The organism is Pseudomonas sp. MT92 (assembly GCF_058792515.1).
In genome coordinates this window covers 16,598-38,685 of record NZ_JBXAFA010000001.1, presented here as the reverse complement: position 1 = coordinate 38,685, position 22,088 = coordinate 16,598, and the positions used below count along the sequence as shown (strand labels likewise).

Genomic DNA, 22,088 nt, shown 5'->3' with positions numbered 1-22,088 from the left:
TCAACGTCACATTTAGTTACGATATAACGCAACCAGTGAAATTTCCGTACATATGTGCGCTATCTAAAAAGGCTCAACCTGTCGCTAGCCTGAAGCCTTGACCGAAATGCACTTAAACGCTCATATTATGATCGTAATTTTTTATCAAAGACTACGTTTACCCCTTCCCCAATCGCTTTCATTCCAGGAGTAATCCATGAGCAGTTATGACGTTGTGATACTTGGCGGTGGCCCCGGTGGCTACAACGCAGCGATCCGCGCGGGCCAACTGGGTTTGAAAGCCGCGTGCGTAGAAGGACGCGCCACGCTGGGCGGCACCTGCCTGAACGTCGGCTGCATGCCATCCAAAGCCTTGCTGCACGCCTCCGAACTTTACGACGCGGCGATGGGCGCGGAATTCGCCAACCTGGGGATTGAGGTCAAACCCACGCTCAATCTGGCTCAAATGATGAAACAGAAAGACGAAAGCGTGACCGGGCTGACCAAAGGCATCGAGTTCCTTTTTCGCAAAAACAAGGTCGACTGGATCAAGGGATGGGGCCATATCGACGGGCCGGGCAAAGTCACGGTGACGGACAGTGCCGGTGGCAAGACCGAACTGAGCGCCAAAGACATCATTATCGCCACCGGTTCCGAGCCCACTCCCCTGCCCGGCGTGGACATCGATAACCAACGCATCCTCGATTCAACCGGCGCACTGTCACTGACCGAAGTCCCGAAACACCTGGTGGTGATCGGCGCGGGGGTGATTGGTTTGGAGCTGGGTTCGGTCTGGCGGCGTTTGGGAGCTCAGGTGACCGTGGTCGAATACCTGGACCGGATCTGCCCGGGCGTGGACGGCGAAGCGGGCAAAACCCTGCAGCGCTCATTGAGCAAACAAGGGATCAGCTTCAAGTTGAGTTCAAAAGTGACCCGCGCCACAACGTCCGCCACCGGCGTCCAACTCAGCGTCGAGCCCGCCGCAGGCGGCACCGCAGAGTCGATTGAAGCCGATTACGTACTGGTGGCCATCGGACGCCGACCTTACACACAGGGCCTGGGGCTGGAAAACGTCGGCCTCGCCACTGACAAACGCGGCATGCTCGCCAACAAGGGCCACCGCACGGAAGCCGCTGGCATCTGGGTGATTGGTGATGTCACCTCCGGCCCGATGCTCGCGCACAAGGCCGAAGACGAAGCCATGGCCTGCGTCGAGCAGATCGTTGGCAAGGCCGGCGAGGTCAATTACGACTTGATCCCCAACGTGATCTATACCAAACCGGAACTGGCCAGCGTCGGCAAGACCGAAGAACAACTGAAGGCCGAAGGTCGCGCATTCAAAGTCGGCAAATTCCCCTTTACCGCCAACAGCCGGGCGAAGATCAATCACGAAACCGAAGGCTTTGCCAAAGTGCTGGCCGATGAGCGCACGGACGAAATCCTCGGCGTGCACCTGGTGGGCCCGAGCGTCAGTGAAATGATTGGCGAGTATTGCGTGGCCATGGAGTTCAGCGCGTCCGCCGAAGACATCGCCCTGACCTGCCACCCACACCCGACTCGCTCCGAGGCGTTGCGCCAGGCCGCGATGAATGTGGAGGGGATGGCGACGCAGATGTAAGGCGCCTGATTTTTCTGTGGCGAGTCCATCGCTTTCGCGAACAGGCTCGCGCCCACTTGAAATGCGTTCATCTGTGGGAGCGAGCCCGCTCGCGAAAAGATCGCCTGAGCTAAAGCGGCAAATGCCCCAAGGGCAACGCCCCCGGCGTCTTCACCGTGTGAATGGCAAAGTTACTGCGGATATCGCTCACGCCCGGCAATTTCAACAAGCATCCCGTGAGAAAACGGTCATAGGCGCGCAAATCCGGCACCACCACCTGTAAAAGAAAATCTGACTCTCCTGACACCAGAAACGCCGAAATCACTTCGGGCAACGCCGTCACTGACAGGCGGAAGGCTTCTGCCTGCTCGTCGTTGTGGCGCTCGACCTTGACCCCGACAAACACGGTCAAGCCAAGCCCGACTTCATCACGGCCCAGATTGGCCTGGTAGCCACGAATCACCCCGGCCTCTTCAAGCATCCGCACCCGCCGTAGACAGGGTGACGCAGACAGTCCGATTTCGTCAGCCAACTGCACATTACTCAAGCGTCCGTCCCGTTGCAGCGCGGCAAGAATCTTGCGGTCGTAGGCATCCAGTTTCATGGTTTGGCAGATCCCGATAGCACAGAGGTCATAGCCTGGCAGATTATGCCAAGGCTGGCCGTTTTAGAAGCGAACTACGCAACCACCTGCCCCGCCCTTGCGCCCTAGACTGACCCTACCGAATCGACAACGAATGGGGTGCGACATGGCGGGTCTCTGGCTGTTTTTAATGGCATTGGCGGTGGTGTATTTATTGCCCGGCCCCGACATGATCCTGCTGTTGCAGACCGGTGCTCGCCAGGGCAAAGGCGCGGCGCTGGCCACGGCGGTGGGCCTGGCCATCGCCCGAGCCTGCCATGTGGCGCTGGCGGCATTGGGTTTGGCGGCGCTGTTCAAGGCGGCGCCCTGGACCTTCGACGTGGTGCGTCTGGCCGGCGCCGCGTACCTGTTGTGGATCGGTGTTCAGTGCCTGCGCACGACCCTGTTGCCGAACCTCAATGGCGCCCATCAAACCACCGGGAAACCGCACTGGGCGCAGGCGATCCAGCGCGGTTTGCTGACGAACCTGCTCAACCCCAAGGCGTTGTTGTTCTGCTCTGTGCTGTTGCCACAGTTCATCAATCCACACGCCGGCCCGGTGCTCGCACAATTCGCGACCTTGGGTGTGGTGTTGGTGGCCGTCGGTTTGCTGTTCGACAGTGCTTATGCGCTGCTCGGTGCGGCGCTTGGCCGATGGTTGCAGCGCAGTCCATCGGCCCAACGCCTGCAACAGTGGTTGTTCGGCAGCCTGTTGATTGGTTTCGCCGTGCGGCTGACCTTTGTTCAGCAGGCGTAATTAAGCTCGTTTCTTGCGCTTATGACGGTTGACCAGCAGCAGGGCTATCGCTGTTAACACCATGACCCCCCCCATCTCCAGCCACTTTTTGTAGGGCCGAAGGGCTGCACGGATGGGCGCCACCGCTTGGGTCACATAACGCTTGTCAGCATTCTGGAAATCCGGATAAGGGCAGCGTTCGCCGAAAAATACTGCCCAATCCACATAAGGCCCCTCTTTGACATAGCGCTGATAGAAAGCGCGTTTTTCATCCGGACCGGTGTTCCACCCCGTCGCCTCACACAGCACAGCCGCAAAAGCCTGACTGGTATGAGGCAAATAATCAGCGGCACGGCTGGCCAATGCATTCGCGACATAACGGTAGTGGTAACGCTGATCGGGTTGGGCAGCGCTGGCTCGCTGGCGAACGATTTCCTCTTCAGCCACCCATGGACCGACTTTGAGTTCGTTGCTTTCGAGACTGTAATTGCCAGCCAATGTGGCGTAGTCCGGAGCCATCTCGTAACCCAGGAGTTCCATTCCGTTGAATCGGGCCAGCGTTGCAGCGTGGAAGTAGGCAAACGCACGCTTGCTCGGCCACCATTTTGATTCAGCGTCGTGGCGCAACTGCCCATACCACGTTGCCTTTTTCTGCAAATCCAGGCTGTCGAAGTAGGCCGGTGCCTCGTCGTAACGTGCTTCACGCAACAAGCGCCGCCCGAGCAAGTTGCGCAGCTTGGCGGCCACCGGCAGCGGCACATAGTTATCGCGATCCTGCTGAGTCAGGGGTGGTGGCGCCGGCACCTGAGTGTCGACGTAATGTTTGAGCTCGTCGACGGTCAGCACACGCTCGGCGACTGTTGCCGCATCGAACCAGTAAATGTCGTTGCTTCTATAAAGCTGATCAAAAGCCTGCAGATAATCCCCGCGCTGCAAGGCCAGAATCGCGCTTTCGCCATCGACCCGACACTTGGGCTGGAGCGTTTCGTAGTCGTAGTCCGGCGTTCTGCGCTCACCCCAGGATTCATTCTGCGGGAAAGCCTGGGCGGCCTTCGCATAAGCGGCAGCCGCGGCGCTTTTATCACCCTCGCGCACCGCCAGTTTGGCCCGCAGCCACCAAGCCAGGCCGCCATCGCCGGCGTGTTCGAGGAAGGCCTTGGCACTGGCGTAGTCACCCTGTTGATAATTGACCGCCGCCAGACGATCCGCGTTATCGAGTGTGCCCCGCGTACTGCTCTGCAAGAGTTTGATCAATTTCTGTTCATTGGCCGGCTGATCACCGAACGACCAACCCAGTCGACTGATCAAGGACGCCGTGATCAGTTGCTGCACCGGTTTGCCCTTGAGCAGTTCGGCCAGTTGATCGTCCGGCATCGCTGACAGATCAGCCATCAACAGCTTCAGCGAGGTGTAGCCGACCGCCGAGCCCTGGAGGTTTTGCGTGGCATACAGCTCGATGGCGCTGTTCCAGTCGCCCTCCGTCCGGGCAACGCGGGCCTGTTCACCCAGACTGGCCACACCCAGCTCCAGCGGATCGCTGAAGCCATCGATGCTCAGTTGCCGGGTTTGTTCGAACGCCTGGCGCGACTGCGCCAGCACATCGGGACCGGCGCCCGCTTCCGAGCTCATGGCAAACAACGCCCGTCCCAACGAGTAAGCGGCCCAGGTGCTGCGTAACGGCCGTTGATCGGCCGGCAGCGCCAGTACTTTCTGAAAATATTCCGCCGCCAGACCATGGTCACCGCCAGCAAATGCCACGGCACCGGCCAGATAGAACTTGAGCTCGGCCGGCAGACTTTCACCCTCAACCTCAACCCGCCGGGCATCGGTCAAACCACGCAACTGTTGCACCAGCGCCTGCTGCTCGGCCGTCAAACCTGCCTGCTCGGCCTGACTGCGCTGTTCTGCATAGTCGGTTGCTTCCATGCTGTTGACGGCTTGGGTGACGTGTTTCAGCCCGGCAATGGCATGCCCGAGGCGATTGACCTCGAAATTGAAGTTACCCTCAGGCAGTTCCGCCAGCGACTGGCCACGGTTGTCCAGCAGGCGCATGGGGAAATCCGGCCCGCACGCCAACGCCGAACCCAGCGGCAGGCTGAGACTCAGGCAAAGCAGATGGCGGGGCCAATTACGGGTAAACATTCGAACCTCCTTGATCAATATGTGCGCAGCGTGCCCAACCCATGGCCCGCTGTCCGCCAGCCGCTATTCGACCTTCATGCAGGCGGGTGAAGGTAAGCAGATCCGGGCCTTGTTGCAACGCATAACCGGCCAGCGCATCCGCCCCCTCACACCCTCGCGCCGCCAATGTCACACGTTCGGGCCAGGCGCTGTCGAGGTTGCCCTCGTTACTGATGCCGATGTCATAGAGGCCTTCCTGAGCGGAGAGTTTCAGCGCCAACCGACTGCTCAAGGCATCACCGCGCACCACCGCACGCAAGGTCGTCAGGCTCCAGGCTCGACGGTCGTTGGCCAGTGGCAGGCGAAACCAGATCAGTCCGGCCAGATGCGCCGGTGGATCGGCGCGCAACTCGGCGCTGAGTTGTCTGAGTTGCTGGGGATCGGCCAGCAACTCCTGGCGCTTGCCCTCACGTTCGATGCGTATCTCACTTTCCACGATCGGCACACCGCCGCCACCAGGCAACAACGCGACGCCGTAGGCCGGCAACGCCAAATAGAAGGGTTTCGAAGTGATACGGCTCCAGGCGTTCGCCCACTGCCGGGCCTGGACCGGATCGAACAACCCACGACGCGGGTCGCTGACGGCATGCACTTGCAGCACGCTGCTATCGACTGTGGATAACAACGCAGGCAATTCGCGACTGTCGAGCCACGCCGGTAACGCGGTAATGCTCAGGGGTAATGAGGCCGGCAGATGGGCGCGCAGCCGCTGAAGAAATTCGCGGTAGGCCGGTAGCCGAGCGTTACCGGCGTCGTGGTCGATTTCCACACCGCAGAGGCTCAGTCCCAGTGCCTGCCAATCGCTGATCACCTGTTGAATTTGTGTCGTCACCTCATCCTGATCCAACGACTTGAGCTGACCATCAAGGCGAATCACCGCAATCAGTGGCCGCCCGTCTCGCTTGAGCAATGCAGGATCAACTCGTGCACGACTCCAGCCAGCCTGGGGAAAGGCTTGTAGCGCCAGCACCCGTAAAGTGGAAAAGTCTGTGCGGCTGTCCCTCAGTGCGACGTCGTGGTCGGATGTCCATTGTCGTTGCCAGACGTAGAGCTGCTGATCGAGTGGCGGAGCGTCCTGCCGTTCGCAACCACTGAACAGGGCGAGCGACGTCAGCAGGAGGATCCAGCGAGTCAGAAAAACCATGAAAGCGCCCATCCCTGAAAATGCAGAAAGGGCCAGTGACGGCCCTTTCGTTCTGCGCTCTACCCTACTGAGCCATCGATCCACGGGCAATGATGGCGTATGACGATCCTTCAGATATCCAGCACCAAAGGCTGCTCGCCCTGAGCCGGAATCGCACAACAAATCAGCACCTGTCCCTCCTCCGGCACTTCGGCGGGCGGCTGTGGATAATGCACCTGGCCACTGATCAGGCGAGTCTTGCAGGTCCCGCAGGAACCCCCTCGGCAACTGAATTCCGGTCGCAACCCGCGACTCTCTGCCAGCTCCAGAAGACTGCCGCCATCGGGTTGCCAGCGCGCCTCTTTGGCGGAGCGCTGGAACACCACCGGCACCGAGGTGGTAGCGGCTGGCGGCTGTTCGATAACCACGGCGTCGGGGTCTGGCTGTCTACGCAATGTGGAGGGCCCGAAGGTTTCGGCGTGCATCCTTACGTCGCGGATGTCCAGCTCGCGTAGTCCGTCGTACATCGCTTGGGTAAAACTTCCAGGGCCACACAGGACGAAATCCAGCTGATCGTAGTCATCGGCCTCAAGCAGGTCCTTGAGTAGTGCGACGTCAATCCGTCCGGTCAGGTCGAAATCTTCACCTTCCCGCGCCGAAGGCTCTGGCTGACTCAGCAGCCGCACCACCCTGACGGCATCCCCAGCGTCATCAAGCAAGCGATCCAGTTCACGACGAAACACTTGATCGCCCAACGTACGCGAACTCTGCAGGAACAGGGTCGGCCGAATGCGGCGGGTGCGCAAACCTTGATAAACCACCTCTCGAAGCATCGACAAAAGCGGCGTAATGCCGACGCCAGCGGCCATCAACACCAGCGGACGGCGCTCATGAGGGGCCACGGTGAAATGCCCTTGAGGCGCACGCGCCTCCAGCAGATCGCCGACCTGGATCTGTTCGTGCAGGTGTGAAGACACACGTCCATCACGTTTGACGCTGATGCGGAAAAAGTCGTCCGACGGTGCGCTCGACAGGCTGTACGTACGGATATGCACCTCGCCATCAATGTTGAACCGCAAAGGCAGATGCTGCCCGGCGTGGAACAATGGCAACCCGGCACCGTCGGCGGGTTCCAGATAGATCGAGCGAATGTTGTGGCTTTCCGGTTCAATCCGCACCACCCGCAGCGGCCGCCAGCTATCGCCCAGGGCCTGCGCTTGCAGACGAGCCTTGGCCTGCGCCCAAGTGCCGGTCAGCAAACTGGTGGGAGAGACGCCGTCGAAACGCCAGCGCAACGCCAAAGCTCCCGGCCGACGCACCACATGTTCCACGTGGAACGTCCATAAACGTTCGGCGCCTTGAAAGGCTTCGACCTGTGGGCCCTCAAGAATGATTTCGGTGCGCCCGCTGAGTTGCAGCAGGTCACCTGAGTTGAAATCGATGAACAACAAACCGGCCTTGGGATTGGCCAGAAGATTACCCAGCGTGTTGAAAAAAAGATTGCCGGCGAAATCCGGGATGGTCAGGCGATTACCTTCAACCTGTACAAAACCGGACTGACCGCCGCGATGGGAGACATCCACCGAACGCTCACCCTCGACGTCCACATAGCTGGCGACAAAGAAGGTATCTGCCTCGGCAATCATCGCCCTGGCCGCATCATCCAACTCGCTGTCATGCTGCGCGCGTCGCGTTGCCGGATCTTCCAGCGGCACCGAACGAAACTGGCGCAGTTGGATGTATTGCGGGCAATTACCGTAGGACTGCTGCACCGTCACGCTAAAGCCGCTCGCCGACATGGCACCGACACGACCATTGATACGGTTGCGACGCCGGGTGTGAAGTTCGATCCCCAGCAGGCCAATCGCAGCGCCGTCAGTCAATTGCGCCGGATCATCGGCAGTCGGCAGACTGCTGAATTGCAACAGCCCTGGTTCAGGTGAATGGGCGAAGCCTGGCTCACCTTCAAGCACGCTGGCCCACGGGTTGCCCTCGGCATCCACCGCGCCGTAAAGCATGAACGGCAGTTGCCGATAGAACGTGCGGTGCTGGTCCGGCATCTCGCTGCGAATTACCCTGCGACCTAATACCTCCATCCGCTCGACGACGCCGACATGAGCCTGCATCTGTTTCTCGCCAGCATGCCACGGTGAACGGTCCATTACGGCTACTCCCCTGCACCCTCGGCGCAGCGTGAACGGCCCGACAGCGTCGGGCCACAAGCATCAGGCGGTTTTTTGCAGGCCGGCGACGGTGCGCGGCATGCCGACAAATCCTGGCAAGGCTTCGACCCGTGCCAGCCAGGCGCGGATGTTGGCGTAGTCGTCCAGCGAGACATTGCCTTCAGGTGCATGGGCGATGTAGCTGTAGGCCGCGACGTCAGCAATGGTCGGCTCGCCGCCCACCAGCCAAGGCGTGTTGGCCAGTTCGTGATCGATGACCTTCAGCACGGTATGGGCATAAGCGATCGTTTCTTCAGCGTTGTAAGGTGCACCAAACACTGTGATCAACCTGGCCCTGGCTGGACCAAAGGCAATCGGCCCGGCAGCCACCGACAACCAACGCTGCACCTTGGCGGCACCGACCGGATCGGTTGGCAGCCAACGACCCTTGCCGTATTTCTGTGCCAGATAAACCAGGATCGCGTTGGAATCCGCCAGCACCACGCCTTGGTCATCCAGTACAGGCACCTGTCCGAAAGCGTTGAGTGCCAGGTATTGCGGCTGCTTGTGTTCGCCCTTGGCCAGGTCAACGAAGATCAACTCGGTGGGCAATTGCAGCAGCGAAAGCATCAGCTCCACACGGTGAGCGTGGCCGGAACGGGGAAAGTTGTAGAGTTTGATGGCTTGCATGGTCGACTCCGCAGGGTAAGTGGCGCTTCGGAAGATCAGCACCGATGGCAGCCATCTTCTACCAGTCCCGAAAGCAACAGAATAACCAGCAAGTGGAATCCATTATTTCACCTGCAGCAATAATGCATCAGCGGCGCAAGGCCGGATGTTCCCGGAGTGCCTTAACCGTAAAATCGACAAAACTGCGAACCCGCGCCGGGGCGTTACGTCCGCCCTGGTAGACCACATGGATGGGCAATGGCGGCATTTCGAAGTCGGCCAGGATGATTTCCAGCTCCCCAGCCGCTATTTTGCCCGCAACCTGATAAGACAGGACTCGTGTGAACCCCAGACCGAGGCTGGCAGCGGCGATGGCCGCCTGATTCGCCGTGACCACCAGCCGCGGTTCAGGCCGGACACTCAGGGGGTCGCCGTCCACGAGGAATGGCCAGTTTCTTAACTGTCCGATCGAGGACGTCGCAATAACCGGTGCCTGGGCCAGGTCTTGCGGGTGATTTGGCCGTCCGAAAGTGGCAAGAAACCGTGGCGACGCACAAATCACCCGTCGCACCTCCCCCACCCGAATTGCATGCTGATTGCTGTCGGGCAGCTCACCGATTCGCACGGCCACATCGATGCCCTCCTCCACCACGCTGACCATACGATCCACCAACAACGCATTGATCGTGACATCGGGGAATTGCGTCAGAAAATCCACCATCAATGGCGTGACAAATAGCTCACCAAACAATACCGGTGCGGTAATCGTCAGTTGCCCACGGGGTTGGGCGTGACTGCCCGCCGCCGAGTCCTCGGCTTCCTGCACCTCGGCGAGAATTCTCCGACAATCTTCAAGATAACGCTGGCCCGCCTCACTCAGATGAACGCTGCGTGTCGTGCGCGTCAGCAGCTGCGTACCAATACGCTTCTCCAACGCCGCCACCGCGCGCGTGACACTGGCTGCCGACATGCCCAGACGCCGCGCGGCCGCCGAAAACCCTTGATCTTGTGCGACTGCGGCGAAGACTTGCATTTCCTGGAAGCGGTCCATGAGCATGTCCTGGATTCGGATAAAAAAATCGCAACCATTGGCTGCGATTTTTCAGAGGGTGGTGGCTTACAACATAGTTTGTCACAACGAGCCCCGAGAACATTGGCCAACTCATATCTTGGGGGAGCGCCCCGGATGTTTCGCCAGATATAGCGCCGAACGCCATCACATTTTCCACTTGCCGCGCGATTGCAGCAAGTTGCCTGGAGCTTCCCCACCCCCACTACGACTATTGAATCCGTAAAGTAGTGGTGCGTAGAGAGTAAAATGGAAATCTGTTGCTCAAAAAATCAGTTACTTTCAACCAAACAAGACAGGACTTTGAAAAATCGGTGGTTTCTACAGTTAATCGTTAAAAACACACGATTTTTTTGATCTACGTTCCCTTTTACCGGACTACCTTATGATATTCAGTATTTCTCGTTTGATGGCTTTCTGTGCTGCTGGTTTGATCGTTATAGCAATGGGTTTAACTACATTGATGCAAACCCAATTTAACGTGCTAGATGCCATTGGATCCGAAATCGAGCGGCTGGGAAACGCTCTTGAGTCGACTCAAAAATTGCGCTACGAGAGCGCGCAAATTCAACAGTTCTATACCGATGCAAGCCTTACTCAAGACCATGAGCCGATGGAGGAAGCGCAGCAGCATTACGCAGCTTCGCTACAGCTTTTGGAGGAGATAGAGAAAATCGTTCCAAGTCTTTCCAGCCGACTTCAGGCCCTGCGCATGCCACTGGACCAACTCAACAGCACCGGCAAGCTGATGGTACAGGCCTATGCCAGTAACAAAGCTGCCGGCGATAAAGTTATGGAAGATTTTGACCAGCGTTCGGCGAAAGTTATTTCCGAGTTTGCTGCTTTTAGTCAGCCATTGGACAAGTTGTATCGTCAGCAGTTGGATGACAGTGAAGCCGAGCGCACAAAAATCCAGGTCACCAGCCTCGTCGCATGGGGAACCGTACTTTTAATTATGCTCGGGGTGTTGTGGCTGATTGCTAGTCGAGTGCTACCGCCGATGCAGCAACTGAGCAGGTCACTGAGCGCATTAAATGACGGGAGCGGCGACCTTACCCGCAGCATCCAGTCAAAGCGAGATGATGAAATAGGTCAGGTTGTTGGGCTATTCAATACATTTTTAGGCAGCTTGCGCAGCAAAATCTCGACCGTTGCGGATGTTTCGAAGGGGCTAGAGCAATCGGCCGAACAATTGCTAAGTGATGCCGGTGCCTCTCAGCAAAGTGCTACGGATTTGCAAATTGAAGTTGAACAAGTGGCGGCGGCGGCCAATCAAATGGCTACCAACGTGCAGGGGGTGGCCAGCAACGCCGAAGCCAGCTCTGTTCAAACGCGTGACGCCTCTACACAGGCAAAAGAGGCGATTGCCGTCGTCGATAAAACCATCGTTGATATTCGCTCCCTGGCAGAAGAAGTGGGTCAAGCTGCCCAAGTGATCGCTGATCTGGAAGGCCATTCACGTGAAATCGGTGGGGTGCTGGAGGTGATTCGCACCATCGCCGAACAAACCAACTTGCTGGCGCTTAACGCCGCCATCGAAGCTGCTCGCGCCGGTGAGCAAGGTCGTGGTTTTGCGGTAGTGGCAGATGAAGTCCGCACGTTGGCTAGTCGTACGCAAAAATCTACGCAAGAAATCAACGATATGATCGAACGGCTGCAAAATGCTTCACAGCATGCGGTTAAAGTGATGGACGACAGTCGTGACTTTGCTGAACGTGGAGTGCAGCAGGCGCTTAGCGCTGGCGAAGCATTACAGCGAATAAGTGCACTGGTGTCTTCAGTGTCCGATATGAGCCTGCACATTGCTGAGGCTGCCAAAGAGCAGGCCATGGTTACCGATGAAATCAATCGGCGGATCAGTAGTGTTTCGGTAGTCGCGAACACCACCGTTGTACTTGCGCAGAGCACCCTCAGCCGTGGCCGGGCGAGCGGTGGAGACGCTGAGCGGTTGTTGCAGATTGTGCGTCAGTTCAAACTTTAGGTAATGCCAAGGAGGTCTGAAGTCAGCAGCCGTTTTAACGACCTCGTGTCTGAAATTCAAAAACAGCTGCTTAATCGAAAATCAGACCTTCCCTCCTGTGAGTTCATTGTTGTTTTACGCAATAGCACTTTTTTCAGGAGATTCCGCTCTACATAGGCGCGCAGAGATTCACTACTTTGTTTTCGCGGCAGCATCTAACGGCTGGATAGGGAGATGTGTCGGGAAGATAGGTGTGGATCCGGGCCTGAAGCAACAGCGGGAGCTGGAGGATAACCCCTCCAGCTCCCGCGACAGTTTCTATTCTCTAAAGCCAAGGATGGTGCCAAACAACATAGTTTGACACACGAACATCAATAAAATCAGTCATTTACAGAGCCTTGAGCGCTCCCCAGATGACAACATAACTTGACACAACCCATGGCGATATTCGAATAACGGGGTGAGTCTATAACAACATAGTTTGACACTACCCGGAGGAGCCTTTTTAAAGTCGAGAGTGGTGCCGAACAAAATATTTTGACAACAACGGCTCAGCGAATTCAGGGGTAAACGGCTTAACGGAGCTCGCCAGCTGAATGAGTATTTTGACAACAATGCCCGTTGCGGTCGCGTACCCGCTTGTGATGGTTCTACTTAGCGGCGGTTGGATCAAAATGACATGCCCTCTGCTACCTGAATCAGCATTTCTTCGACCCGATGTGTGCCGTGGGTTGTAGTGAGCATGGCAGTTGGACTTTTACCCGAAAAACGGGATTTGGGTTTGGAAAGCCATTGTTTGGCCTTCCCTGCGTCCCCGAAGATCACCTCGGCCATGGCGGTAATGTGTGCAAAGCGGAACAGTCGATCGCTCTCATCCACCGTTAAGAGCTGATTGCTGACCAATTTTGTTTTGAGCGTTTTGAGTGGAATGATTCTGTCGCGCTCTTCCGGACTTAAGGTTCCAGCGTCGCAAAGCGACATGATCATGCTGGCCGAGAAGCCAGCTACGATCATGTCGTGAATGTCCTGATCAGAGGCGTTTGAGGGGATATTAAGAGATGCCTCCAGCCGGATGCGGTAGGCATGATAAGCATCATCACGCAGGACTCCAGCAAACACGGACTGCACTGATGTTGTGCCATGCGTAGGCTCCAGCACTATTGTGCCATTCGCTACCGTAATCATCAGATCGTCCCCAACACCTACCCCCATTTTGACAAGCAATTCTGGAGGTAAATCAACAATGACATCGCCGCTACCGTCCTCAGTATTCTGGCATTTGACTATCCAACGCTCGCTTTCACTCATGATCGTCCGGCTCTCATTTCGTCATTAGAGAAGACACGTCATTATGCTCGCGCGCAGAGCTGATCTCGTCATTGGATAACCGTGCATAGAGGCAATTCTTGCTGGGTATTGCGACGAGCGGCTGCGCCCTCCGGCGCATTGGCAAAGATGCCAGCGAAAAGCTCGACTGCACGCCCGCCGTTTTCACTTTCAAGTGCTACATCGGACGGAAACGGGTCTGCGACAGCCATCGGTCTAGGCAGAAAGATACTCGCCGAAGGGAAGGAAATCAGTCATAACGCGAGCTGGTGACTTTCCATTGGCTGGAATCATCATCCAACCTAGTCCGAACCTCGACTGCTGGCGTCTCAAAACCGCAGTAGTACTCATGGAAGTGGAGCGGGCCTTCGGTGCTTTCGGCGGTGAAGTCCGGTGCTTCGTCGCCAATGCGGACTGCCATTTTCGTTCTCCTTACTGTTGAATCGTAAGGAAGCCGTTAGAACCCGCTGACGGCTGTTCTGACGGTGTACGAGTGTCTGCGTTGAACCGGTCGGCGCGAGTCAGTATAGGAGACATACCAGGACAAGGCGGACACCAGCGTATTTACTCTGTAAGTCATTGAATTAAAAACTTTTATGCGTTATCAGCATTGAGATAGTTACCAAGTCAACAGACTACCCTCAATCCTTTTTTCGAGGACTCGTCCAGCAATCGCGTTGCTGCTTGACCTTGCCCCAATAGTAAGGTCCAACCTTACGGGAGAGAGGCTCTTCAGGAGGTTGGTGATGGTCAGCTTATTCCCCCATACCGCTACCGACACGTCCAATCCTATCCTGCAATGGAGGCTCAGCGTAGCGGGTATGCGCGGCGACCCGGCTCTGGTGGCGGATGCCTTGATGCTGTCCCGTTGCACTTATGTGCCAGATTCTGAAGAGTCCGCTCTGGGCCTTCGTCTACAACCTGATCGGTATTCCGCGAGCAGCAATGGGCGTGTTGGGTCCGGCAGTCCTGGTGCGGTAAGGGCGTTGTCCCAGTGTCTCAGTGGTTACTTACACCTTGTTACGGAACTGTTGGCAGCCGGCACAACGAGAATAGGGCTGATTCGGTGGTTCAGCGAACAGGAGGATCTTATGAACATTGGTGAGGCGGCAAGTGTCAGCGGTTTGTCCGCCCGGATGATCCGCCACTACGAGCGCATCAATCTGATCCCGCCGTCACAGCGCACGCGGTCTGGCTATCGCGTCTACTGCGAGTGCGATGTACACGTTTTACGCTTCATCCACCATGCACGAGATCTGGGATTATCGATCGAGCGGGTTCGTGCCTTATTGGCGTTATGGCGGGAGCGCAATCGCTCTGACGACGAGGTTCAGGCTATTGCGCTGAGCAACATCGATGCGCTGAATGCGCGTATTACCACGCTTCAGATCATGCGCGAGGCTCTGTCGTATCTGGCCGAGCATTGCGATGACGCTGAGCAACCACCTGGGCTGGTTCTGGATGAACGCCCCCATGACTTGCCCGAGAGGAGAGCATCATGACTCGTAATAAACCCTCAATGGTTCAGCTGGGCATCGGTGCGGCCATTATCCTGGCGGCTACCTATGTCTTGTTTCCCGCTTTTCAAGCCTGGATCGCGGCGAATGCGCTGATCTTTCTGGTGCTGCTGTGCCCGCTGTCGATGGTGTTTTGTATGCGCAACATGCACAAGGATCCGCCCAGTACCAATGACACACAGGAGGTAAAACCAATCAACCGTGACCCGAACGATAGGCCGTGAGCTGTAACCATTCCCATACCCAGCAAATTGGCTTGGCTGTTCAGCGAGTCCTTGTCTCTATACGAGGAGGTTCTTATTGACCTTCAGATTCTATCCGACGGGCTCGTCCTGACAGATTCGTAATTGTACAGTCCGCTACCAGCAACTAGACTCCCCCGCATGAAACGCTACCTGCGGTGTTGCCTCATTTTCCTGATTAGCCTGGCGCTTCCCCTCAGCGGGATGGCGGGCATTCAGGCACCGACAGAGCCTTGCCCGATGAAAATGGCGGGTATGGCGATGATGGATGACATGGGACCGGACTGCTGCCATGACATGAAAAGCCCCACCGATCACGGGAAGCCCTGCAAACCTGGTCAGGAATGCAAGACTGGCGGTATGCTGCAAGTATCGATCATCAAGCCTGTCACTCGCTTGTCCAGTCCGCTGGTGCTATCCCTTTTCAGCGACTTCCCGCCCATTCAAACCCCATCCGGGGTATGGCGTCCGCCCCGCGCCTGATTCCTGTACCACACTGAGTTTCATCCTGCCTTCGCGGGATGGTATTTCTGCGTGCATGTCTAAGAGGCGCGCAGTGGAACATCACAGGAATCGTGAGCATGAACTCCCTACGCTATTGCACAGGCTGGCCCGTCGTGGCCGCCTTGGCGGCAAGCGTGTTGGCATTGCCGAGCGTCGCCGCCCCGCTGACACTCGATGAAGCCTTACGGCTGGCCGAAAACAACGCCCCGTCACTAACCGCCCAAGCCGCCAAACTGCAAGCCGCCAGTAGTGCTGCCATTCCGGCCGGCGAACTACCCGATCCAAAGCTACTGCTTGGCGTACAAAACTTTCCCATCGGCGGCCCCGACCGCTGGAGACTCGAGCAGGACTTCATGACCATGCAGATGGTTGGGGTCATGCAAGAAGTGCCCAGCCGAGACAAACGCAAAGCACGCATTGAGGTCGCCGAAGCAGCGGTCGATCGAGCTGCGGCTGAAGGCCGTGTGGAGAGACTGAATGTCCGTCAGGCCACCGCATTGGCCTGGATCAGCAGCTATTCCGTCGAGCGTAAAGAGGCGCTGTTCCAGGACTTTTATAAAGAAAATCGTCTGTTGACCGATACCGTCCGGGCGCAGATCGCTGGCGGCCGTGCTCAGCCTGCCGATGCTGTCACACCGAAACAGGAGGCGGCTCAGTTGGCGGAACAACAGGACGACCTGGTCCGTCTGCGGGCACAAGCCCGAGCCGCTCTCAAACGCTGGATTGGTCCCGCGGCCAACGACCAACCAACCGGCAGTTTGCCGCAATGGCCCATCGATACTTCGGGTTACTCCCATAAGCTGCAACATCATCCCGCGCTGGCGGCGTTCGCCCCGATGACTCGCGAAGCGCAGGCCAAGATAAGTGAAGCGGAAGCGGAAAAACAGTCCGACTGGAGCTGGGAGCTTGATTACCAGCGCCGCGGACGGGAATTTGGCGACATGGTCAGCGTGCAATTCACCTTCGACCTGCCACTGTTCCCCGGCTCCCGACAAAATCCGAAGATCGCCGCCAAGCACGCCGAACTGAACCAATTGGAGGCTGAGCGTGAAGCCCAGACACGCGAGCATACCGAGCAACTGGAGGCGGATCTGGCCGACTATCAGCGCCTGAACCGCGCCGTACAACGCAGCCAGGACAGTCTGGTGCCCCTGGCCAAGGAAAAGGTCGGGCTGAGCATGGCCAGCTACCGCGCCGGTAAAGGCGACCTGGCGCCTGTCATCGCTGCCCGACGTGAACTCATCGAGGCCCGCCTCAAACAAATTGACTTCGAAGAACAGCGGGCACTGACCAGTGCCCGCCTGTATTTCACTTACGGAGAAACCAGCCAATGAGCACTCGAATCTGGAAAGGGGCTTTGCTGGCAGGCTTCTCGGTGGCCGTAGGCCTTGGCGGTGGTTACTGGTTCGCTCAGCAGCGAATGATCGCAATGCCTGGTGCACTCGCCGAACAGAGTCCCAAAACGCAAGACGAACGCAAAGTACTGTATTGGTACGACCCGATGCAGCCGCAACAGAAATTCGATAAGCCGGGCAAATCACCCTTCATGGATATGGAGTTGGTGCCCCGATACGCTGATTCCGCGGCGGACAATGCGGCCATGAGTATCGACCCAAGCCTGACCCAGAATCTCGGTTTGCGTCTGGCCACCGTCACCCGTGGAGTCCTGGCCTCCAGCCTGGACGTGGTCGGCGTGCTGGCGTTCAACGAGCGGGATGTCGCCGTGATCCAGGCGCGTACCGCGGGTTTTGTGGAGCGGGTCTATGCCCATGCTCCAGGCGATGTGCTCAAAGCCAATGCGCCATTGGCCGATATCCTGGTACCGGAATGGGCTGCTGCTCAGGAAGAATTCCTTGCACTGAAGCGTAACGGTGATGCTGACTTGTTGGCTGCAGCACGCCAACGGCTGCGCCTCACGGGGATGCCGGCGGCGCTGATTACCCAAGTAGAACGCAGCGCTAAGGTCCAGCCGAACCTGACCCTCACCAGCCCCATTGGCGGCGTGCTACAGGAACTGAATGTGCGTGCGGGTATGACCGTGGCAGCCGGTGAGACTCTGGCCCGAGTCAATGGTTTGAGTAGCGTCTGGCTGGCCGTGGCCGTTCCAGAGTCGGAGACTGGATCGATCGTCGTCGGTCAAACGGTAGAAGCACGTCTGCCAGCCTTCCCGGGGACCGTGCTCAATGGCACGGTCAGCGCCATTCTGCCGGAAACGAATGTGGACAGCCGCACCGTTCGCGTGCGGGTCGAACTGCCCAACCCTGACGGGCGCCTCAGACCCGGTTTGACGGCGCAGGTGCGCCTGAATCGTTCGACTGAGCAAAGCGTGTTGTGGGTACCGAGCGAGGCGCTCATTCGCACCGGCCGACGCGTCCTGGTGATGCTCGTCGAAGACGCGGGCCGCTACCGACCGGTAGAGGTGCAACCCGGGCAGGAAAACGAAGGCAAAACAGTGGTGTTGAAAGGTCTGGAGGAAGGCCAGCAAGTGGTCTCCTCTGGACAGTTCCTGCTCGACTCCGAGGCCAGCCTCAAGGGCATCGTCGCGAGAACGATGGAAATGCCGCCACCTGCTGCCGCGACACGCGCCCTGCATGAGGCGGACGGGCAGATCGTCGAGATCAATAGCAAAGACGTGACCCTCGCCCATGGTCCGTTCAAGACGCTGGGCATGCCGGGCATGACCATGACCTTCCCATTGACTGACCCTGCTCTGATGCAAGGACTCAAGGCTGGCGACAAGGTTCGTGCATCAGTCAGTCAAACCGACGATGGTTTGCGCGTTGAACGCCTGGAAAAATCGGGGAGTCAGCCATGATTGCTGCCCTGATTCGCTGGTCAGTGGCCAACCGATTCCTGGTGCTGCTGGCCACGCTGTTCGTTACGGCATGGGGAGTGTGGTCGGTTCAGAGCACGCCCATCGATGCACTGCCGGACCTCTCCGATGTTCAGGTGATCATCCGCACCCCTTATCCGGGACAAGCGCCGCAGATCGTTGAGAACCAGGTGACCTATCCGTTAGCCACCACCATGCTCTCGGTGCCGGGAGCCAAAACCGTGCGCGGTTATTCCTTTTTCGGCGACAGCTTCGTTTACGTGCTGTTTGAAAACGGTACCGACTTGTATTGGGCTCGCTCGCGGGTGCTGGAATACCTGAGTCAGATACAAAGTCGGTTGCCTGCCAGCGCCAAGCCGGCGTTGGGACCGGATGCAACTGGAGTGGGCTGGATCTATCAGTACGCCCTGGTGGATCGCACCGGTGGACACGATCTGGCGCAGCTGCGCGCACTTCAGGACTGGTTTCTCAAATTCGAACTCAAGACTTTGCCGAGCGTTGCGGAAGTGGCCACCGTCGGCGGCATGGTCAAGCAATACCAGGTGCAGCTCGATCCGCTCAAACTGGCCAGCCTGGGTATCACTCAGGCGCAGGTCACCGAAGCTATCGGCAAGGCCAATCAGGAAACCGGTGGTGCTGTGCTGGAGCTGGCGGAGACCGAGTTCATCGTGCGTGCTTCCGGATACTTGAAGACGCTCAATGACTTTCGGGCGATCCCGCTCAAGCTGGGTTCGGGTGGTGTGCCGGTGACCCTTGGCGATGTCGCCACGATTCAGTTGGGACCGGAAATGCGGCGTGGCATTACTGAACTCGACGGCGAAGGCGAGACTGTCGGTGGCGTGGTGATTTTGCGCAGCGGCAAGAACGCTCGCGAAACCATTGCGGCGGTCAAAACCAAACTCGACGAACTGAAAAGCAGTCTGCCGGCCGGGGTAGAAATCGTCACCACCTACGACCGCAGCAAGCTGATCGACCGCGCCGTGGAAAACCTCAGTCACAAACTGATCGAAGAGTTCATCGTCGTCGCTTTAGTGTGCGGGATTTTTCTCTGGCACCTGCGCTCATCCCTGGTGGCCATTATCTCGCTGCCGGTGGGAGTGTTGATTGCCTTCATCGTCATGCGCTACCAGGGAATCAACGCCAACATCATGTCCTTGGGTGGGATTGCCATCGCCATCGGCGCCATGGTCGATGCCGCCGTGGTGATGATCGAGAACGCTCATAAGAAGGTCGAGGCCTGGCACGCGGCCCACCCGGGGGAAGAGCTGAAGGGTGAACATCACTGGCATGTGATGACCGAAGCGGCGGCCGAGGTGGGGCCGGCGCTGTTCTTCTGCCTGTTGATCATCACCCTGTCGTTCATTCCAGTGTTCACCCTGGAAGCGCAAGAGGGCCGCCTGTTTGGCCCCCTCGCCTTCACCAAGACCTATGCCATGGCGGCGGCGGCCGGACTGTCGGTAACTCTGGTGCCGGTGCTGATGGGCTACTGGATTCGTGGACGGATCCCCAAAGAGGAACAAAACCCGCTGAACCGCTGGTTGATCAGGCTCTATCAGCCGGCCCTGGACGCGGTGCTGCGCCGGCCCAAAGTCACCATGCTGGTCGCACTGTTGGTCTTTCTCAGCGCGGTATGGCCGATCTCTCGCTTGGGTGGCGAGTTCCTCCCTGCGCTGGACGAGGGCGATCTGCTCTATATGCCTTCGGCTCTGCCGGGGTTGTCAGCGCAGAAAGCGGCGCAGTTGCTGCAACAGACCGATCGCCTGATCAAGACGGTGCCCGAAGTCGAACACGTCTTCGGTAAGGCGGGCCGCGCCGAAACCGCCACCGACCCGGCACCGCTGGAGATGTTCGAGACTACCATTCAATTCAAGCCGCGTGAGCAGTGGCGCCCCGGAATGACTCAGGAAAAACTGGTGGAGGAACTGGATCGAGTGGTCCGCGTGCCTGGGCTGACCAATATCTGGATACCACCGATCCGCAACCGCATCGACATGCTGGCCACCGGGATCAAGAGCCCGATAGGGGTAAAAATTGCCGGCAACAACCTGACGGAGATCGATACGGCCACCCAGGCAGTCGAGCGCGTGGCCAAGGATGTGCCCGGTGTCAGTTCGGCCCTGGCCGAGCGCCTGACTGGCGGCCGTTACATCGATGTGGATATCGATCGCAAGGCCGCGGCCCGCTACGGGCTGAATATCGCCGATGTGCAGTCGATCGTGGCCGGCGCTATCGGTGGTGAAAACGTCGGAGAGACCATTGAAGGGCTCGCTCGCTTCCCGATCAACGTGCGTTATCCCCGTGAGTGGCGTGACTCGCTCGGCGCCCTGGAGCAGCTGCCGATCTACACCCCTTTGGGGAGCCAGATCACCCTCGGCACTGTGGCGAAGGTCAAGGTCAGCGACGGCCCGCCAATGCTCAAGAGCGAGAACGCCCGGCCTTCTGGCTGGGTGTATATCGACGTGCGTGGCCGGGATATTGCCTCGGTGGTCGCCGACCTGCGCCGGGTCGTCAGTGAGCAGGTGAAGTTGCAGCCAGGCATGAGCCTGAGCTACTCGGGGCAGTTCGAATTTCTCGAGCGAGCCAATGCACGGCTCAAGCTGGTGGTGCCGGCCACGCTGCTGATCATTTTCGTCCTGCTCTACCTGACGTTCGCCCGCTTCGACGAGGCCTTGTTGATCATGGCCACTCTGCCGTTCGCACTGACAGGTGGAGCATGGTTTCTGTATCTGTTGGGATTCAACCTGTCGGTGGCCACCGGTGTCGGCTTTATCGCGTTGGCGGGGGTTTCTGCCGAGTTTGGCGTAATCATGCTGCTCTACCTGAAGAATGCCTGGGCCGAACGTGAAGACGCCGGTGACAGCACTGAGCGCGGGCTGATCGCCGCTATTCGCGAAGGTGCGGTGCAACGGGTCCGACCCAAAGCCATGACCGTGGCCGTCATCATTGCGGGTCTGTTACCCATCCTTTTGGGCAGCGGCACCGGTAGCGAAGTGATGAGTCGCATCGCCGCACCCATGGTCGGCGGCATGGTCACCGCGCCCTTACTGTCTCTGTTCGTCATTCCGGCAGCCTACCGCTTGATGCGTCGCCGGCACCTCCCCGTTGTACCCACCACCACTCAAGGAAAAGTCGTATGAAACTGACCCTGATCGCCGTTGCAAGCACCGTTGTCGCACTGTCTCTTTCTGCTCAGGCAGAAGACATGCCGGGTATGAAAATGGACTCTATGCCCATGAAGGGCATGCAGATGGCGCAGGAGACCCAGCAGGCTCCAGTGGCCAAAGCCGAGGGCACGATCAAGGCTGTCGACACCACGAAACATACAGTGACTATCGCCCATGGCGCCGTTCCGGCTGTGCAGTGGCCCGCCATGACCATGGCATTCACCGCAACAAGCAAACAACTGGCAGGCCTGAAGGCTGGGGATCAAGTAGCGTTTGAGTTTCGTGCCGAGGGCATGTCGGCCACCATCGTGTCGATCAAGCCCCTGAAGTAACAACGGCATGGATGGCTGGTTCGACCTTCACAAGCTGATACCGGACCAGCCATCCACCATTGATAGGCGCAC

The 22,088-nt window shown here is 58.2% G+C and carries 17 protein-coding genes and 2 pseudogenes; 11 read left to right on the top strand and 8 right to left on the bottom strand.

Going from position 1 to position 22,088, the window contains the following annotated elements; genetic code table 11:
* The first annotated feature begins 196 nt into the window (after positions 1–196).
* Entirely contained in the window at positions 197–1,597 is a 1,401-nt protein-coding gene (lpdA, locus tag AC1Q6D_RS00205; protein ID WP_103402997.1) for a dihydrolipoyl dehydrogenase, read from the top strand.
* Between the two features lie 109 nt (positions 1,598–1,706).
* Here the strand turns inward: lpdA and AC1Q6D_RS00200 are convergent, their stop codons facing one another.
* The gene (locus tag AC1Q6D_RS00200) at positions 1,707–2,180 is read right to left on the bottom strand and encodes an Lrp/AsnC family transcriptional regulator (protein WP_103402998.1); all 474 of its coding nucleotides are present in this window, start codon (positions 2,178–2,180) and stop codon (positions 1,707–1,709) included.
* 145 nt (positions 2,181–2,325) lie between these two features.
* Here AC1Q6D_RS00200 and AC1Q6D_RS00195 point away from each other — a divergent pair, with 145 nt between their 5' ends.
* Positions 2,326–2,955 (top strand): LysE family translocator, encoded by a 630-nt coding sequence (locus tag AC1Q6D_RS00195; RefSeq protein WP_103402999.1) that lies wholly within the window; start codon positions 2,326–2,328, stop codon positions 2,953–2,955.
* On the opposite strand, the gene AC1Q6D_RS00190 is transcribed toward AC1Q6D_RS00195, so the two are convergent.
* From AC1Q6D_RS00190 to AC1Q6D_RS00170, 5 genes are all read right to left on the bottom strand, one after another.
* Positions 2,956–5,076, bottom strand: coding sequence for a hypothetical protein (locus tag AC1Q6D_RS00190; protein WP_103403000.1), 2,121 nt, complete (start codon positions 5,074–5,076; stop codon positions 2,956–2,958). It lies immediately after the preceding gene.
* On the bottom strand, positions 5,063–6,259 hold the full coding sequence (locus AC1Q6D_RS00185; RefSeq protein ID WP_103403009.1) for a DUF3142 domain-containing protein: 1,197 nt from the start codon (positions 6,257–6,259) through the stop codon (positions 5,063–5,065). Before AC1Q6D_RS00185 ends, AC1Q6D_RS00190 begins: the two co-directional genes overlap by 14 nt.
* A 110-nt stretch (positions 6,260–6,369) precedes the next feature.
* Positions 6,370–8,400: a pyridoxamine 5'-phosphate oxidase family protein gene (locus tag AC1Q6D_RS00180; protein ID WP_103403001.1), complete on the bottom strand. Its 2,031-nt coding sequence runs from the start codon at positions 8,398–8,400 to the stop codon at positions 6,370–6,372.
* A 63-nt stretch (positions 8,401–8,463) separates the two neighbouring features.
* Positions 8,464–9,090, bottom strand: coding sequence for a glutathione S-transferase family protein (locus tag AC1Q6D_RS00175; RefSeq protein ID WP_103403002.1), 627 nt, complete (start codon positions 9,088–9,090; stop codon positions 8,464–8,466).
* Between the two features lie 127 nt (positions 9,091–9,217).
* On the bottom strand, positions 9,218–10,120 hold the full coding sequence (locus AC1Q6D_RS00170) for a LysR family transcriptional regulator (protein WP_103403003.1): 903 nt from the start codon (positions 10,118–10,120) through the stop codon (positions 9,218–9,220).
* 403 nt (positions 10,121–10,523) lie between these two features.
* Between AC1Q6D_RS00170 and AC1Q6D_RS00165 the strand changes: the two are divergent.
* A pseudogene (locus AC1Q6D_RS00165) lies at positions 10,524–11,261 on the top strand (HAMP domain-containing protein); the annotation flags it as partial.
* A gap of 153 nt (positions 11,262–11,414) precedes the next feature.
* The gene (locus AC1Q6D_RS00160; protein ID WP_492618449.1) at positions 11,415–12,119 is read left to right on the top strand and encodes a methyl-accepting chemotaxis protein; all 705 of its coding nucleotides are present in this window, start codon (positions 11,415–11,417) and stop codon (positions 12,117–12,119) included.
* A 648-nt stretch (positions 12,120–12,767) separates the two neighbouring features.
* Here the strand turns inward: AC1Q6D_RS00160 and AC1Q6D_RS00155 are convergent.
* On the bottom strand, positions 12,768–13,406 hold the full coding sequence (locus AC1Q6D_RS00155; RefSeq protein WP_081997967.1) for an antitoxin Xre/MbcA/ParS toxin-binding domain-containing protein: 639 nt from the start codon (positions 13,404–13,406) through the stop codon (positions 12,768–12,770).
* A gap of 361 nt (positions 13,407–13,767) precedes the next feature.
* Positions 13,768–13,845, bottom strand: a pseudogene (locus AC1Q6D_RS00150) (peroxiredoxin); the annotation flags it as partial.
* Between the two features lie 670 nt (positions 13,846–14,515).
* Here AC1Q6D_RS00150 and AC1Q6D_RS00145 point away from each other — a divergent pair.
* From AC1Q6D_RS00145 to AC1Q6D_RS00115, 7 genes are all read left to right on the top strand, one after another.
* Positions 14,516–14,926, top strand: a complete 411-nt coding sequence (locus tag AC1Q6D_RS00145) for a MerR family transcriptional regulator (protein WP_047539157.1) — start codon at positions 14,516–14,518, stop codon at positions 14,924–14,926.
* Entirely contained in the window at positions 14,923–15,165 is a 243-nt protein-coding gene (locus AC1Q6D_RS00140) for a DUF2933 domain-containing protein (protein ID WP_046057057.1), read from the top strand. The genes AC1Q6D_RS00145 and AC1Q6D_RS00140 overlap by 4 nt, the downstream gene beginning before the upstream one ends.
* A gap of 159 nt (positions 15,166–15,324) precedes the next feature.
* Entirely contained in the window at positions 15,325–15,666 is a 342-nt protein-coding gene (locus AC1Q6D_RS00135; protein WP_046057058.1) for a hypothetical protein, read from the top strand.
* A gap of 98 nt (positions 15,667–15,764) precedes the next feature.
* Positions 15,765–17,021, top strand: coding sequence for a TolC family protein (locus tag AC1Q6D_RS00130; RefSeq protein WP_047535374.1), 1,257 nt, complete (start codon positions 15,765–15,767; stop codon positions 17,019–17,021).
* Entirely contained in the window at positions 17,018–18,502 is a 1,485-nt protein-coding gene (locus AC1Q6D_RS00125; RefSeq protein WP_047535377.1) for an efflux RND transporter periplasmic adaptor subunit, read from the top strand. The genes AC1Q6D_RS00130 and AC1Q6D_RS00125 overlap by 4 nt, the downstream gene beginning before the upstream one ends.
* Positions 18,499–21,657, top strand: a complete 3,159-nt coding sequence (locus AC1Q6D_RS00120) for an efflux RND transporter permease subunit (protein ID WP_047535381.1) — start codon at positions 18,499–18,501, stop codon at positions 21,655–21,657. Before AC1Q6D_RS00125 ends, AC1Q6D_RS00120 begins: the two co-directional genes overlap by 4 nt.
* Positions 21,654–22,016: a copper-binding protein gene (locus AC1Q6D_RS00115; protein WP_047535383.1), complete on the top strand. Its 363-nt coding sequence runs from the start codon at positions 21,654–21,656 to the stop codon at positions 22,014–22,016. Before AC1Q6D_RS00120 ends, AC1Q6D_RS00115 begins: the two co-directional genes overlap by 4 nt.
* Positions 22,017–22,088 lie beyond the last annotated feature (72 nt).

Bases quoted from the DNA above. Each gene is read 5' to 3' on its own strand.
- lpdA (WP_103402997.1), top strand. From the start codon at position 197: ATGAGCAGTTATGACGTTGTGATACTTGGCGGTGGCCCCGGTGGCTAC.
- AC1Q6D_RS00200 (WP_103402998.1), bottom strand. From the start codon at position 2,180: ATGAAACTGGATGCCTACGACCGCAAGATTCTTGCCGCGCTGCAACGG.
- AC1Q6D_RS00195 (WP_103402999.1), top strand. From the start codon at position 2,326: ATGGCGGGTCTCTGGCTGTTTTTAATGGCATTGGCGGTGGTGTATTTA.
- AC1Q6D_RS00190 (WP_103403000.1), bottom strand. From the start codon at position 5,076: ATGTTTACCCGTAATTGGCCCCGCCATCTGCTTTGCCTGAGTCTCAGC.
- AC1Q6D_RS00185 (WP_103403009.1), bottom strand. From the start codon at position 6,259: ATGGTTTTTCTGACTCGCTGGATCCTCCTGCTGACGTCGCTCGCCCTG.
- AC1Q6D_RS00180 (WP_103403001.1), bottom strand. From the start codon at position 8,400: ATGGACCGTTCACCGTGGCATGCTGGCGAGAAACAGATGCAGGCTCAT.
- AC1Q6D_RS00175 (WP_103403002.1), bottom strand. From the start codon at position 9,090: ATGCAAGCCATCAAACTCTACAACTTTCCCCGTTCCGGCCACGCTCAC.
- AC1Q6D_RS00170 (WP_103403003.1), bottom strand. From the start codon at position 10,120: ATGGACCGCTTCCAGGAAATGCAAGTCTTCGCCGCAGTCGCACAAGAT.
- AC1Q6D_RS00160 (WP_492618449.1), top strand. From the start codon at position 11,415: ATGGCTACCAACGTGCAGGGGGTGGCCAGCAACGCCGAAGCCAGCTCT.
- AC1Q6D_RS00155 (WP_081997967.1), bottom strand. From the start codon at position 13,406: ATGAGTGAAAGCGAGCGTTGGATAGTCAAATGCCAGAATACTGAGGAC.
- AC1Q6D_RS00145 (WP_047539157.1), top strand. From the start codon at position 14,516: ATGAACATTGGTGAGGCGGCAAGTGTCAGCGGTTTGTCCGCCCGGATG.
- AC1Q6D_RS00140 (WP_046057057.1), top strand. From the start codon at position 14,923: ATGACTCGTAATAAACCCTCAATGGTTCAGCTGGGCATCGGTGCGGCC.
- AC1Q6D_RS00135 (WP_046057058.1), top strand. From the start codon at position 15,325: ATGAAACGCTACCTGCGGTGTTGCCTCATTTTCCTGATTAGCCTGGCG.
- AC1Q6D_RS00130 (WP_047535374.1), top strand. From the start codon at position 15,765: ATGAACTCCCTACGCTATTGCACAGGCTGGCCCGTCGTGGCCGCCTTG.
- AC1Q6D_RS00125 (WP_047535377.1), top strand. From the start codon at position 17,018: ATGAGCACTCGAATCTGGAAAGGGGCTTTGCTGGCAGGCTTCTCGGTG.
- AC1Q6D_RS00120 (WP_047535381.1), top strand. From the start codon at position 18,499: ATGATTGCTGCCCTGATTCGCTGGTCAGTGGCCAACCGATTCCTGGTG.
- AC1Q6D_RS00115 (WP_047535383.1), top strand. From the start codon at position 21,654: ATGAAACTGACCCTGATCGCCGTTGCAAGCACCGTTGTCGCACTGTCT.